Genomic DNA, 14,572 nt, shown 5'->3' on the forward strand with positions numbered 1-14,572 from the left:
GTCATCGCCCCTGATCCCAACGATACGGCGCCACAAGGGGATTCACCGCGGTGTACGGACTGGGCAGCTGCCCGATCGTGCGACCCCATTGCATCTCCAGCTCGGTGAGGTCGCCCTCCCACCGGGTCCCGGTGAACAGGCCCTGGTCCATCCGGCTCAGGGTCAGGTCGACGACCAGGGTGAGGTTGGCGTAGTCGCCGCGCATCCAGTTGGTGATCGTTTCCTTGGGGAACGGGTAGGTGGTGAGGAAGCTGAGTCCCCTGGTCAGCGCGGGACCGGCATTGGCCAGTGATTCCAGCGTGGGCCCAAGGGCTTTCAGCTCTGCGACGAGCGCGTCGCGGGTCTGGTTGGTCGAGTCGGCGGCCAGCGCACTGAACCGGCCGAGCTGCACCAGGGCCTCGGCGAGGATGTCGCGTTGATCCTTGAGCACCTCGACCGCCTCGGGCAGCGTCTGCAATGCCCTGTCCACCACCGGTTTCTGCTCGGCGACCTGACCGACCAGCGAGTTCAGACTCTCGGCGGCGGCGATGATATCGCCCTTCTGGTCGTTGTTGTAGGCGATGAACCGGTCCAGCTGCTCGATCAGACTGCGCAGGTCGGCCTCGCGGCCGGTGAACGCCTGACTGAAGGCTGCGGTGATGTCCTGCACGTTGCCGAGCCCACCGCCATTGAGCAGCAAGGAAATTGCGGCGAGTGTCTGCTCGGTGGTCGGGTATGCGCCGCTGGATTCCAGCGGTATCACCGCGCCCGCCTGCAACCGGCCCTGCGGATCCGGTGGGGCTGCGAGCTCGATGTGCTGGGATCCGAGCAGGCTGGTCTGACCGAGTTTGGCGGTCGCATTGGCCGGCAGCACCACGTCACCGTTGAGGCTCATGGTGACCAGCGCGTGCCAACCCTGTCGTTCGATACCGGTGACGTTGCCGACGGTCACATCACCGACCCGGACCCGCGAGTTCGGCGAGAGGTGATCGATATCGGGCATCTGGGCCTGGACGGTGTACGAGCCGGGGCCACGTCCCTCCACACCGGGTAGGGCCACCGAATTCAGGCCCTTCCACTGGCATCCGGTGGCAGCCGCCGCGACGATCAGCAGCGAACCGAGTATCCGTGTCCTCACAAGCCGCGCCCTCATGAGCCGGGTCCTGTCGGGACCATCAGTCCGGGCAGCCCGGCGGCCGGGTTGGTCGGCTGCGCGAGTTCGGCGGCCAACGGCGGGCCGGGCACCGGCGCCGCCGGACCGTTCGGATCCACCGGCGCGGGCGGTGGCGGCGGACCGGCGGGCGGGATGTAATCCGGACGCAGCCAATCCTCGCTCCAGGTCAGCTCATTGGGCCGCGCCGAGGCGGTGACACCGAGGTTCTGGCCGATCGGCAGGAAGTTGTACTGCCGGTTCTTGACGATCGGCGCCAGGTACTGCACGCAGAGCTTGGAGGACTGCTCGGCGTTGAGCCGTGAGGCGGCCTGTACCGCGCCGCACAGGAAGCTGATCGGGTTGGCGAAGTTGTTGATCACCGGGACGCTGGACACCGCACCCTGAGCGGGTTGGTAGATGTTGATGTAGTTCTGGAAGCTGGTCGGCGCGACGTGCAGGAACTGTTTCAGGTCGCCGAGGCTCTCGTTCAGCGCCGTGGTCACCCCGGCGAGCTTGTCCGATGTGGTGCCGAGGGTTTCGCGGTTGTCGGCCACGAAATTCTGTACCAGCCCCACCGTCTCGGACAGGTCCTGGACCGCATTGCCCACCTCGGTCGGATTGTCGGCCAGCGTACCGGTCACCGAGGCCAGGTTCTGGTTGAGCGCGCGCATCACATCGGTGCTGTCCTGCAGCGCCGAGACCAGGATCGACAGGTTCTTCACGGTGGCGAACACATCGGTGCTGTGATCGCCGACCGCCGAGATCGCCTGGGACAGCTTGACCAGGGTGGCACGGATATCGGCGCCCTGACCGCGCAAATTGTCCGCCGCGGTGTTGATGAACGCCCCCAGCTCGCTGACGCCGCCGGGTTCGGTGGGCTGCAGCGTCTCGGTGATGCGATGCAGTTGCTCACGGACGTCGTCGTATTCGACGGGGACCACGGTGCGGTCCTGGCCGATGACGGCGTTGTCCTGCAGAACCGGTCCCTCGGAATAGGTCGGGGTCAGCTGAATCGCTCGTGAGGTCACCAGCATCGGCGACAGGATGGCGGCGTTGACGTTCTCGGGCACCTTGTGGCTGCCGTCGTACCAGAACGAGATCTTGACCCGCTCCGGTTCCGGCTCGATCTTCTCGATCCGGCCGACCGGGACACCGAGGATGACCACATCGTCGCCGACGAAGATGCCGTTGCTGCTGTCGAAGTACGCCACCACATTGACGCGGTTGAGCGTCTCGGCGGTACGCACCACGAGATAGACACCGGCGCCGAGGATCGCGACGAGCGCGAGGGCCAGCGTGATGCGGACGGCGTTGTGCCGGGACGGAGCCGAAGATGACGTCACTGGCCTGCTCCCGGTTGTGCGCCGGACCCGTGCGCGACGGGCTCGCCGGGTGCGGGTACGAGCACCGGCCCCGGCGGGGTCGGGGTGGAGGCGATGCCCGGCGGGGCGATCGCCGGCGGACCCGGCGGCGGCCCGCCGGGCGGCGGCGCCGGCGGCGGTTCGCGGTACGGGTAGCAACCGGTCGGTCCGGGCAGCGGGATTCCCGGTGGGCCACAACCTTGGTCGCCCGGATTACCGGTGATGGCGTCGGGCAGGGTCAGGCGGGGCTCACCGCCCTGGCCGGTGCGCGGGTAGGGGTTCGGCATGGCAGGGGTGCCCGGCTGACCGACCTGCGGGTCGGTGCGCTCGGACGGCAGCAGGACATTGGGGTCCAGGCCCAGGTCGGAGAACGCGGCGTCGATGAACGGCTGCACGAACTGACCGGGCAGCAGATTGGCCACATAGGACTTGAAGAACGGTCCGCCCGAGACGGATTCACCGAGGGACATAGCGTAATCACCGATCAGCTTCAGCGAGCGCTGCAGCCGTTGCTTGCGGTTGTCCAGGATGGTCAGCACCCCGTTGAGCTTTTCCAGCGCGGGCTTCATGGTCTCGTCGTTCTCGGCGATGAAGCCCTGCAGCTGGCGGCTCAGTGCCGAGATGTTGCCCGAAATGGCGTCCAGTGCGGCCGTTTGGGTGCGCAGTTCGGCAAGCAGCGCGTTGCTGCTGCGGACCAACGTCACGATCTGCTCACTGCGCTCGGCCAGCACGGTGGTGGCCTTGTTCGCATTGCCCAGCAGGCTGCGCAGTTCGGCATCGCGCTCGTTGAGCGTCTCGGAGAACCGGGACACACCGGCGATGGCCACGCGAAGTTCCGGCGGGGTGTCGGCGAAGGTCTCCGAGAGCACGCGCAGCGAGTCGGAGAGCTGATCGGTGTTCAGACCGCTGATGGTCGAGGCCAGATCGCCAAGGGCATCCGGCAGTTGATAGGCCGGGGTGGTGCGGTCCATCGGGATGGTGCCGTCCTGCCAGCCGTCACCGCGCGGTGTCACCTCAAGGTATTTCGTGCCGAGCAGACTCTTGGTCTTGACCGCGGCCTCGCTGCGGTCACCGATGCGCACATCGTTGTCGACCTTGAACGTGACAAGCACCTGCTGGCCCTGCAGTTCGACACCCGAGACCTGCCCCACCCGCATGCCGGAGACCTGCACGGTGGCGCCCTCGCGGATCCCACCGGCCTCGGCGAAATAAGCCGAATAGTTTCGGCCACCATTGAGGAAGGGCAGCTTGTCGTAGTTCAGGGCGCCGAGAATGATGGCGGCCAGCACCGTCAAACCGATTGCGCCGACCACCAATTGGTTGCGCTCTGCGAAAGATTTCATCGCGGCGTGCACCTCCCGGTGCTCTGCCCCGCGGCCTTCACATAGACCGGCTGACCACCCTTACCGTTGAGCTTGAGCACGATATCGCACAGGTAGAAGCTGAAGAAGTCGCCGTAGATGCCTTGCCGTGCCAGCGCCTGATAGGCGTCGGGCAGGGTGTTGATCAGGTTGTCGAAGTAGTCGGCGTCGGCGACGACGATCCCTGCCGCCCGGTCGGTTTCGGTGATGGTCTTTGCCAGGGGCGGGCGGGCCTGGTCGAGCAGCTCGGCGATACTTCCTGCCGCGGCGCTGGCGTAGGCGACACCGTTGGCGATATCGGTGCGGCGCTGCGCGAGCCCGTCGACAAGCTGGCTCAATCCGTCGACTCCCTTGGCGAACTGCTCGTTCTGGTCGCCCAGCGAGCCCATCACGGTATTGAGGTTGACGATGACCTCTCCGATCAGTTGATCGCGGTCGGCCAGCGTGTTCGTCAGCGCGGCGGTCTGATTGAGGAACGATCCGATGGTGGCGCCCTGCCCCTGCAGAGCGCTGATCAACGTGCCCGACAACGCGTTGATCTGATCGGGCTGAAGGGCTTTGAACAACGGCCGGAAGCCGCCGATGAGCGCGTCGAGATCCAGCGCAGGCGCGGTGCGGGCCAGCGGGATCGTCGAACCGGCTTGCAGGCGTTCGGTGTCACCGGCGCCCTCCTGCAAGCCGAGATAACGCCCGCCGATCAGGTCGTCGTAGCGGATGACCGCACGGGTGCCCTTGGTCAACACCACCGACGAGTCGGCGCTGAAGTTGACCAGCACGGTGCCGTCATCGCGGATCTGCATATCGCCGACCTTGCCGACCTCCACACCGGCGATGCGGACGAAGTCACCGGGCTCCATGCCGCTGACATTGGTGAACTCGGCCTTGTAACCCTGTTCGGTCTCCCCGAATCGCAGCTGCGAGAAGATCGCGAACAGCCCGAAGACACCCAGCAGACACACTGCCAGGAAGATGGTGAGCCGCCAGATGGCGCCTCCCAAGTTGTCTTTCATGACTGACTACGTCTCCTCTGATGCGGGTCGGGATTCAGGACGGCGGGCCGGGTGCGGCCGGTACCGGTAGCGGCTGCGGGGGCAACGGCGTCGGCTGGACACCGGGATTGGTCACGATGAACGGTTCCGAACCCGGCCGCGGCCCGGGGTCACGCGGAGCGCCTGGCGGCGGGGCGGGCGGCAGTCCCGGCCACAACGGTGTGCCGTCGGGGGCGTAGAGCTGTGCGCCGTAGGCCGGGGCGCCCGGGTACGGGATCGGTCCGATTGCCGGGCCGCCGAAGGTGTTCCGGATGCTCGGCGGTTCGGGAACCGCGCGGGTGACGGGCAGCCAGTTTCCGTAGAACGGGAAGGAGATACCCGGGTTGGGCCGCCAGTCCAGACCGCTGCCGAAGCCGGTGTTGGTGACCAGCTGACGCACCGGCCAGTTCTGGTCGACGTTGGGCAGCGAGCCACATCCCGGCTTGCCACCGGGTCCGCCCTTGGCACCGACGATCGGCAGATGGCGCGGGTAGGCATAGGGGTCGTCACCGAGCATCAGCGCGGTATCCAGGATGAACGACTTGCCGTTACCACCGGTGGCGTCGTAGCCACCGTGGTCGAGCAGGAACTTCGCACCGGTCAGCAGACAGGTGTAGGACGGGCTGTACTTGAACAGCAGGTCCGTCGTCGGCTGCAGGGTGTTGATCGCCTTGATCAGGTTCTGCTGATTCGGGGCCAGCAGCTCGATTCCGGTGTTGGACAACCCGGTGGTGGCCAACAGCAGTGCGTCGAGCTGGCGGGAGTTCTCGCTGATGGTGACCGCGGTGGTGCTCGCGGCGTCCAGGGTGGCCAGGATGTCTTGTGCGGCATCACCGTAGGCGGCGCTGAAGCCCTGCAACGCCTGCCAGTCGGCCCGGATGGTGTCACTGCGGTCGTTGAGCGCGATCAGCACCTGGTTGGCATCGGTGGTGGCGCGGCCGATGACCTCACCGCGGCCACGCACGCCCTCGGCCAGTGCCGCGAGCGCACTGTTGAGTTTGGCGGTGTCCACCTGATCGAGGACGCCGACGAGGTTCTCGAAGACGGTGTTGACCTCGGTGGTGACGTTCTGCGACACCAGCACCTGGCCGGCGCTCAGCCGCTCGGATTTCGGATCGGGCGGGTACACCAGGTCGACGAACTTGGCGCCGAAGATCGTGGTGGACCGGATCCTGGCTTCGACATTGGCCGGGATGAACCGGATCTGGTCGGGATCGATGTCGAGGCGCAGCTTCACCGGGGCCGCACTCTCGGTGTCACCACCGCTGATGGCGGCGACCTTGCCGACCTGGACGCCGCGCAGCTTGACCTTGGCGTTGGTTTCCATGACCAGACCCGAACGGTCCGAGGTCAGCGTCACCGGAACGGTGCTGCGCAGGCTTCCGGTGAACAGGGAGAAGGACAACCAGATGGCGGCGATGACGAACACCACCAGCAGCAGCGTCCACCAGCCCGGTGCGATCCCTGAGTTACGTCTCGTGGCTGCCACGGCTAACCCGCCAGGTTGAAGTTGCCGGATTGTCCGTACACCGCAAGCGAAATCATCACGACGACGAACGCGGAGATCACCAGCGAGGTGCGCACCGCTCGACCGACCGCCTCACCCACGCCGGCGGGCCCGCCGCTGGCGGTGAAGCCGTAGTAGGTGTGCACCAGCATGATCACGATGGCCATGGCGATCGACTGGACGAAGGACCAGATGAGGTCGATCGGATTGAGGAAGGTGTCGAAGTAGTGGTCGTAGACACCGCTGGACTGACCGTAGATCACCGTGGTGCCCAGCTTGGCCGCGTAGAACGACATCAGCACACCGACGCAGTACAGCGGAATCACCACGATCACACCGGCGATGACGCGACTGGACGCCAGGTAGGCGATGCTGCGGATGCCGATGACCTCCAGCGCATCGATCTCTTCGTTGATGCGCATGGCGCCCAGCTGTGCGGTGGCGCCGGCCCCGATGGTGGCCGACAAGGCGATTGCCGTGGTGGCAGGCGCGATGAGGCGGACGTTGAAGAAGGCCGACGCGAACCCCGTCAGCGCCTCGACGCCGATCTCGGAGAACTGGTTGTAACCCTGGACGGCGACCAGCGCACCGGTACTGACGGTCAGGAAGCCGACGATCGCCACGGTGCCGCCGATGATGGCCAAAGCCCCGGTCCCCAGGCCCATCTGCGCGATCAGCCGGACCAATTCCTTCGGGTAACGGATGAAGACGTCACCGATGGAGACCAGCGTGCGACCGAAGAACTGGGTTTGCTCGCCGACCTGATTCCAGGAATCGACAACGCTGTTGACGCTTCGTTTGACCCGCAGGCCCACTGTGGTCGTCACATCGTCGCCTTCACACCGACTGCGGTTGCGACCACGTTGATGGCGAACAGCGCCATGAACGTGAACACCACCGTCTCGTTCACGGCGTTACCGACACCGGCGGGCCCGCCACCCACCGAAATACCCTTGTAGCAGGCGATCAGACCGGCCGTCAGGCCGAACAGAGCAGCCTTGACCAGCGCGACCAACACGTCCGACGGACCGGTGATCAGGGTCAGGCCCGCCACGAAGGCACCCGGCGACACGTGCTGGACGTACACGCAGAACAGGTATGCCCCGGTGAGGCCGACCAGCACCACGGTCGCCGACAGCGCCAACGACACCGTCGTGGCGGCCAGCACCCGTGGGATGACCAAGGCCTGAATCGGATTCACACCCATCACGCGCAGCGCGTCGAGTTCCTCGCGGATGGTGCGCGCTCCCAGGTCGGCGCACATGGCCGTGGCGCCGGCCCCGGCGATGACCAAAACGGTGACGATGGGCCCGATCTGGGTGACGGTGCCCAGGGCCGCGCCGGTTCCGGAGAAGTCGGCGGCGCCGAATTCGGTCAGCAGGATGTTGAAGGTGAAGGTGAGCAGCACCGTGTACGGGACGGTCAGCATCAGCGTCGGCAGCAACGAAACCCGTGCGACGAACCAGGACTGGAGGATGTACTCACGCCAGGCGAACGGCGGACGGAACATCAGGGTGAAAACGTCCAGCGTCATCGAGAAGAATCCGCCGAAGGAACGCACGGGTTTGGCGACGACGTTCGGGATGGCGTCCTGCGCAGCCATCAGCGGGTTGCCCCCATGCCGCACAACCTCCGCATGGCCATGAAGTCCCTTCGACGATGCCCGCTGTCCGCGGGGCCGGCATGTCCCGGCCGGTCCGAACACGATATGACCACAGGCGTCGCTATGGATGCGGAAGAACGTACATAAGGATTTTCACAGTCACAACTGGCGGGCTCACCGGCTCGCACCCCCGTCACGGCCCATCACCACCGGAAACGTAGTCCGACACACCGAGCGCGCGCAGTGCGAAACGCTCGACGCGCGCCCGCGCCACCGGGACCTGATCGGCATCGAAGATCCTGGTCGAGGTCAGCTCCCTGCTGACCAGCGCGGCGATCGCGATGGCATCGGAGTCCGGCTCGGCCAGCGGGAACGATCCGTCCGCCCGTCCGGCGGCCAGGATCTCGACCAGCGACGATTCCCGTCGCGAACGGGACAGTTCACGCGCCTGGCGGTACCCCTTCGCCGAGCGCATCTCATCGCAATCGAGCACGGCGAGGTAACGATGCAGGTCGGTATCCACCGCGAGCGTGAACATCTGGTCGAGCCAGGCCCGCAGCCGGTCCAGCGGAGCGGCGCCCTCCTCGGCGGCAATCTCGTCGAGCCGGACCGCCAGGCGTCGGGTGACATCGTCGAGCATCGCCAGGAACAGCTCGTCCTTGGACTGGTAATGCCGATAGAAGGCGCGGCTGGACACCCCGGCCCGGGCCAGGATGGCCGCCACCGAAATGGGACCGTCGTGCGGCTCCGCCAGACACGCGAAGGTCGCCTCGACAATGCTGCCGCGCTCATCCGCTGCGGGGTCGTTGGACAGCACGATGGGGAGTCTAGAGACCGGCCGTCACGGTCAACCCACCGGTCAGTAACGTGGCTCACAGATGCGCGGAACGGCGAGAGGATCCACGTGAGCACTGTCGACAGCACACCGCACACCGTCACCTTTCGCGGTGTCGACGGGCTGGCACTGGTCGCCGACGAGTGGAACCGCGACGGGGTGACCGAACAGGACGGACCCACCATCCTGTTGCTGCACGGCGGCGGGCAGAACCGGCATTCGTGGAAGAACACCGGCCAGATCCTGGCCTCCCGCGGCAAGCATGTGATCGCGATGGACAGCCGAGGCCACGGCGACAGCGACTACTCCCCCACGGCGAACTATGCGGTCGAGACGCTGAGCGCCGACATCCAGCAGGTGCTCCTGCAGATCGGTAGGCCCGTCGTGCTGATCGGCGCCAGCATGGGCGGACTGACCGGCATCCTGGCCGCCCACGAGGCCGGCCCCGACGTCGTGACCAAGCTCGTGCTCGTCGATGTGGTACCACGGTTCGAGAAGGACGGCAGCGCGCGCATCCGCGATTTCATGTTCAACCACGTACACGGGTTCGATTCGCTGGAACAGGCTGCCGACGCGGTGGCCGCCTACCTTCCACACCGGCCACGGCCGCGCAGCGTCGAGGGCTTGAAGAAGAACCTGCGGTTGCGCGACGGCCGCTGGTACTGGCACTGGGATCCGGCGTTTCTCACCAAACCCGGAGACGACCCGTTCACCAGGGTGGACATGCTGGAACAAGCGGCCCAGAATCTGCGTGTGCCGATCCTGCTGATCCGGGGACAGTTGTCCGATGTGGTGTCCGTCGAGGGCGTGCAGAGCTTCCTGGAACAGGTGCCTGCCGCCGAGTTCGTCGAATTGTCCGATGCGGGGCATACCGCCGCCGGGGATGACAATGACGCCTTCACCGAGGCCGTTGTCGCCTTCGTCGACAAGTGAGCGCCAGGACCGCCGGCTCCGGCCGCTCGGGTTGCGCAGGGTTCAACTTCCTGGAGCAGCCCGCTCTGCCCGCGCCCCGGCTCACCGAGGACCAGGCCACCGAGCTGCTGGCCACGCATTACGCGCTGCGCAAGACGGTGCGATCGCTGGGCAGCCAACAGGACTGCAATTTCACCGTGATCGAGGAAGGCGTCCCGGTGGCAGTGCTCAAGATCGCCAACCCGGCCTTCACCGAAGCCGAACTGGTCGCCCAGGACGTCGCGGCAGCGCTGATCGCCCGCGCCGAACCCGACCTACGGGTCGCGGTGCCCCTGGACACCGCCGACGGGCAGAAGTTCGCGGTCGCCGCCCCCGGTTCCGGCGCAGGCCAGATCCGGCTGCTGCCCTACCTGTCCGGTGGGACTCTCAATGCCCGCGGTTATCTGTCGCCGGCGGTGGTGGCCGCACTCGGCGATATCGCCGGCCGCGTCAGCACGGCGCTGGCCGACTTCACTCACCCCGGGCTTGACCGGATCGTGCAGTGGGATCTGCGGTACGGCAAGCGGGTGGTCGATGAGCTGATCACCCATGTCACCCATCGGCGCGACGAGGTCGCCGCGGCCGCACACGCAGCGGCCGAACGCATCTCGGCCGTCGCCGACGAGTTGCCGCAGCAGGCGGTGCATCTGGACCTCACCGACGCCAATGTGATCGTCGGTCCCTCGGGCATTCCCGACGGTGTCATCGATTTCGGCGATCTCTCCCGCACCTGGGCGGTATCCGAGATCGCCATCACCCTGTCCTCGGTGCTCGGCCATCCCGGTGCGGATGCCACGTCGATCCTGCCCGGCGTCAAGGCCTTTCACGCCATTCGGCCGCTGCAGCCAGCCGAGGCCCGCGCACTGTGGCCGCTGCTGGTGTTGCGCACCGCCGTGCTCATCGTCAGCGGCGCCCAGCAGGGTGTACTGGACCCCGACAACAGCTACATCACCGAACAGTCCGATGACGAATGGCGGATGTTCGATACCGCGACATCGGTACCGGCCGATGTCATGACGGCGCTGATCCTCAGTGAACTCGGATTGGCCGAGCCGCAGGCCCTCCCGGAGATCGACAACCGGCTGATCGCGGATCTGGACCCGGAAACCGTCGTGACGCTGGATCTGTCGGACACCCTCGACGACGCCGACGGGCTGGCCGCCGAGGCCGTCCGTGCGGGTAGCACCTTGGTGCTCACCCGATTCGGCAAGCCCCGCCTGGGCCTTGCCCCGCTGTTGTCGGCCGACAGCCCGCAGGTCGTCGAGACCGGTATCTCGTTGTGGTCGGCCACGACCACCCGGGTGTTGGCCCCGTGGGACGGCGAGGTGGTCGACCGGACCGACGACCGGATCACCTTGCGCGGTATCGAGTTCGAATTGACCCTCACCGGGGTGGGTTCGAGTGCCGCACCGGGCCGGGTCCGCGCCGGCGAGCACCTCGGGGTGCTCGAGGCTGACCGGTGGACGCAGTTGGCTGTCCGTCCGGCAGATGCGCCCGTCGCGCCGGCGTTCAGCACCGCCGAGCTGGCACCGGGCTGGTTGGCGTTGTCCTGTGACCCCCGAACCATTTTGGGTCTCGATCTCCTGCACGAGGCACCTCAGCGTGATCTGCTGGACCGCCGTGACGACAGTTTCGCCTCGGTGCAGGAGCGTTACTATCGCAACCCGCCGCGGATCGAGCGCGGCCACCGGCATTACCTGATGTCCACCGCGGGCCGGATCTACCTGGACATGGTCAACAACGTCGCGGTGCTCGGACACGCGCACCCCCGGGTCGCCGACGCCGCATCGCGCCAGCTGCGCAGGCTGAACACCAACTCCCGGTTCAACTACGAAGCCGTCGTCGAATTCAGTGAGCGGATCGCGGCGACCCTGCCCGAGCAGCTGGACACCGTATTCCTGGTCAATTCCGGCTCGGAGGCAAGCGATCTCGCGATCCGGTTGGCGATGGCCGTCACCGGACGCCGTGATGTGGTGGCCGTCCGCGAGGCGTATCACGGGTGGACCTACGCCACCGACGCGGTGTCGACCTCCACCGCGGACAACCCGAACGCGCTGTCCACCCGCCCGGACTGGGTGCACACCGTGGAATCGCCGAACAGCTTCCGCGGCAAGTACCGCGGCGAGCAGGCATACCGCTACGCCGAGGAAGCCGTTGCCCAGATCGAACATATGACGGCCGCCGGACGCCCGCCTGCGGGGTTCATCTGCGAACCGGTGTACGGCAATGCCGGCGGCATGGCGCTTCCCGACCGCTACCTCGAGCAGGTGTACGGCGCGGTGCGCGCCGCCGGCGGCGTCGCCATCGCCGATGAGGTCCAGGTCGGTTACGGCCGTCTCGGACAGTGGTTCTGGGGCTTCCCGCAACAACAGGTCGTACCCGATATCGTCTCGGTGGCCAAGGCGACGGGCAACGGCTATCCGCTGGGCGCGGTCATCACCACCCGCGCCATCGCCGAGGGATTCCGCTCACAGGGGTACTTCTTCTCCTCCACCGGCGGCAGTCCACTGTCATGTGCGATCGGGCTCGCGGTGCTCGACACACTGCGTGACGAGGGTCTGCAGGAGAACGCGTTGCGCACCGGCGGGTATCTGAAGTCACGGCTGGAGTCGTTGGCCGACAAGCATCCGATCATCGGCACCGTGCACGGGATGGGTCTGTACCTGGGTGTGGAGATGGTCCGCGACCCGGTGACCCTGGAACCCGCCACCGAGGAGACGATGGCGATCTGTGAACGGATGCTGGAACTCGGGGTGGTGATCCAGCCGACCGGCGACCACCAGAACATCCTGAAGACCAAACCGCCGCTGTGCATCGATTCCGCCGGCGCGGACTTCTACGTGGACATGCTCGACCGCGCGCTCACCGAGCTCTTCTGAATCCGGCCTGCGCCATCGGCGATCAGGCCTTTTCGGCCTCTTCCAGTCGCTGGTGCAAGCGGGCCCGGATGTCCTCGGGGGTGTACGACCGGCGAATCCGCTGATCCCTGGCGACCAGCACGCCACCGGCCACCACACCGGCGACACCGGCGAGCCCGACCCACTTCCAGATGCTTCGCATGCTGCGATTGTGCCTAAGCTGCCGGGGTGGACGCACACACGGTGGATCTCAGCCGCGCCCTGCAGGAGACCCGCACCGGGGACATCTGGCTGTTCCGGGGTGGTTCGGGACCCGACCGGGCCATCCAGGCGTTGACCAACGCGCCGGTCAACCATGTCGGGATGACGGTGGCCATCGATGATCTGCCGCCGCTGATCTGGCACGCCGAACTCGGTCAGAAGCTGCTGGACCTGTGGACCGGCACCCACCACCGCGGTGTGCAACTCAATGATGCCCGGGAAGTCGTCGAACGCTGGGTCCACGAATACGGGCAGAAGGCCTGGTTGCGCCAGCTGACACCGCCGGCCGACCGGACGCAGGAGGACCGGATGCTCAAGGTCATCGCCCGGATGAACGGCACCGCCTTTCCCTCGACGGCACGGCTGACCGGCCGGTGGCTCCGGGGCCGGCTACCGATCGTCAGCGATTTCACCCGCGGTCTGCCGGTCATCCACCGCAAGGTCCGCGAATCGGCCGAGCGCGACAAGGTCCAGCGCAGGTCGGCGGGGTTGGAGACGGCCTACTGCGCGGAGACGGTGGCCATCACCTATGAGGAGATGGGTCTGTTGACCACCGAAAAGCGGGAGAACTACTTCGACCCCGGCAAGTTCTGGAGCGGGGACACCCTTCGGCTGGCGCCGGGCTACGCGCTCGGCGACGAGATTGCGGTGCGGGTCGACTAGATCGCCGTGAGTTCCGGTGCGGCCCAGGTCCCGTCGATGATCTGCGGGCGCGGCCGGTACAACCGGATGAGGTAGTTCCAGCCGTCCGGGACGATGATCGCGTTCGGCGGCAGCTCGCCGTCGGCCGAGGGCACGAACCGCACCGTCACCGATCCGTCCGCACCACGAACACCGGTCACGCTGTTGACCGAGTACAGACCCGCGACGTTGGGTTCGAAGAACCCCTTCGCGTTGTACACCGACACCGACCAGAATGCGTCGACCGGAACATCGGTGAACACGAGCTGATAGTGCCCCGCAGGCACTTTCGGGTCGACACCGACATAGGCGGCTTCGCCTGTCGGTAGGCCGCCCCAGCCGGCCGCACTGCCGATCAGGTGGCGGACCGGGTCCACCTCGTCGCGGGTGCCGAACGCCCGGTCGAATTTGCGTAGACCGGCGGCCAACGCCAGCAGCGCGTCACGGGTGGCGTCGAGGCCGGCGGTGTCGTAATCGGGCATCACGAACGGCTCTTGTGTGTCGCCGACCAGCCGCAGCGCGTCCTGCAACTGGGCGACGGCCGCGACGTCGTCGGCGCTGGTGGGATCAACGAGGATCCGGACGGCGACGAACACGTATCGGGAGCCGAATTCCTGCGCGGTCAGCACATGCTCGCCGGGCTCGTGCAGGACGCGGTTGACGTAGTGGTCCTCGTTGACGATCATCGCCGACAGATAGCGCCCACCGGCGTCCGGCAACGTCAGCCTGACCGGCTGGGCCAGGTCGACCACCGCGAAGCTGTACAGCGTGTCGCGATTGAGCCGGATGACGGTCTGCTCCTCGATACGCGCCGGTGCCCGGTTGTGCCGGAACCGCCCGATACCGCCGGCAACGGCCTGATTGTCGCGGAACATCCGGTGGGTTTCGGCCCGGACGAAATTGTCGGCGTCGACGTGGATCGGCATGCGTGAATTGTCCACCCTGCGCACGTATCACGGCGCTTGACGGCCGAGATTGCGGGTAACCGATTTCG

Annotated in this window: 13 protein-coding genes; 3 read left to right on the forward strand and 10 right to left on the reverse strand. The window is 66.6% G+C overall.

Going from position 1 to position 14,572, the window contains the following annotated elements; translation table 11 throughout:
- Position 1: 1 nt before the first annotated feature.
- From PGN27_RS08255 to PGN27_RS08290, 8 genes are all read right to left on the reverse strand, one after another.
- A complete protein-coding gene (locus PGN27_RS08255) occupies positions 2-1,132 on the reverse strand; it encodes an MCE family protein (protein WP_335325700.1) in 1,131 nt (376 codons plus the stop codon).
- Positions 1,129-2,475: an MCE family protein gene (locus PGN27_RS08260; RefSeq protein WP_335325701.1), complete on the reverse strand. Its 1,347-nt coding sequence runs from the start codon at positions 2,473-2,475 to the stop codon at positions 1,129-1,131. Before PGN27_RS08260 ends, PGN27_RS08255 begins: the two co-directional genes overlap by 4 nt.
- The gene (locus PGN27_RS08265) at positions 2,472-3,836 is read right to left on the reverse strand and encodes an MCE family protein (protein WP_335325702.1); all 1,365 of its coding nucleotides are present in this window, start codon (positions 3,834-3,836) and stop codon (positions 2,472-2,474) included. The genes PGN27_RS08260 and PGN27_RS08265 overlap by 4 nt, the downstream gene beginning before the upstream one ends.
- Positions 3,833-4,864: a virulence factor Mce family protein gene (locus PGN27_RS08270; RefSeq protein ID WP_335325703.1), complete on the reverse strand. Its 1,032-nt coding sequence runs from the start codon at positions 4,862-4,864 to the stop codon at positions 3,833-3,835. The genes PGN27_RS08265 and PGN27_RS08270 overlap by 4 nt, the downstream gene beginning before the upstream one ends.
- A 34-nt stretch (positions 4,865-4,898) precedes the next feature.
- Positions 4,899-6,371, reverse strand: a complete 1,473-nt coding sequence (locus PGN27_RS08275) for an MCE family protein (RefSeq protein WP_335325704.1) — start codon at positions 6,369-6,371, stop codon at positions 4,899-4,901.
- A gap of 2 nt (positions 6,372-6,373) precedes the next feature.
- The gene (locus PGN27_RS08280) at positions 6,374-7,216 is read right to left on the reverse strand and encodes an MlaE family ABC transporter permease (RefSeq protein ID WP_019511863.1); all 843 of its coding nucleotides are present in this window, start codon (positions 7,214-7,216) and stop codon (positions 6,374-6,376) included.
- Complete coding sequence (locus tag PGN27_RS08285) at positions 7,213-7,992, reverse strand: MlaE family ABC transporter permease (RefSeq protein ID WP_023986154.1); 780 nt, start codon at positions 7,990-7,992, stop codon at positions 7,213-7,215. Before PGN27_RS08285 ends, PGN27_RS08280 begins: the two co-directional genes overlap by 4 nt.
- A 193-nt stretch (positions 7,993-8,185) precedes the next feature.
- A complete protein-coding gene (locus PGN27_RS08290; protein WP_335325705.1) occupies positions 8,186-8,809 on the reverse strand; it encodes a TetR/AcrR family transcriptional regulator in 624 nt (207 codons plus the stop codon).
- Between the two features lie 87 nt (positions 8,810-8,896).
- Between PGN27_RS08290 and PGN27_RS08295 the strand changes: the two genes are divergently transcribed.
- Together PGN27_RS08295 and PGN27_RS08300 are read left to right on the forward strand one after the other, a co-directional pair.
- Positions 8,897-9,760, forward strand: coding sequence for an alpha/beta fold hydrolase (locus PGN27_RS08295; protein ID WP_335325706.1), 864 nt, complete (start codon positions 8,897-8,899; stop codon positions 9,758-9,760).
- Positions 9,757-12,657 (forward strand): aminotransferase, encoded by a 2,901-nt coding sequence (locus PGN27_RS08300; RefSeq protein ID WP_335325707.1) that lies wholly within the window; start codon positions 9,757-9,759, stop codon positions 12,655-12,657. Before PGN27_RS08295 ends, PGN27_RS08300 begins: the two co-directional genes overlap by 4 nt.
- A gap of 22 nt (positions 12,658-12,679) precedes the next feature.
- Here PGN27_RS08300 and PGN27_RS08305 read toward each other — a convergent pair whose 3' ends face one another.
- Positions 12,680-12,838 (reverse strand): hypothetical protein, encoded by a 159-nt coding sequence (locus PGN27_RS08305; RefSeq protein WP_090559205.1) that lies wholly within the window; start codon positions 12,836-12,838, stop codon positions 12,680-12,682.
- A 26-nt stretch (positions 12,839-12,864) separates the two neighbouring features.
- On the opposite strand from PGN27_RS08305, the gene PGN27_RS08310 reads away from it, so the two are divergent.
- Complete coding sequence (locus tag PGN27_RS08310) at positions 12,865-13,560, forward strand: guanylate cyclase (RefSeq protein ID WP_335325708.1); 696 nt, start codon at positions 12,865-12,867, stop codon at positions 13,558-13,560.
- Here the strand turns inward: PGN27_RS08310 and PGN27_RS08315 are convergent.
- Positions 13,557-14,504 (reverse strand): DUF1214 domain-containing protein, encoded by a 948-nt coding sequence (locus PGN27_RS08315; protein ID WP_335325709.1) that lies wholly within the window; start codon positions 14,502-14,504, stop codon positions 13,557-13,559. The genes PGN27_RS08310 and PGN27_RS08315 overlap by 4 nt on opposite strands.
- Positions 14,505-14,572: the final 68 nt, after the last annotated feature.

This window comes from Mycolicibacterium neoaurum (genome assembly GCF_036946495.1).
Taxonomy (GTDB): Bacteria; Actinomycetota; Actinomycetes; order Mycobacteriales; family Mycobacteriaceae; genus Mycobacterium; species Mycobacterium neoaurum_B.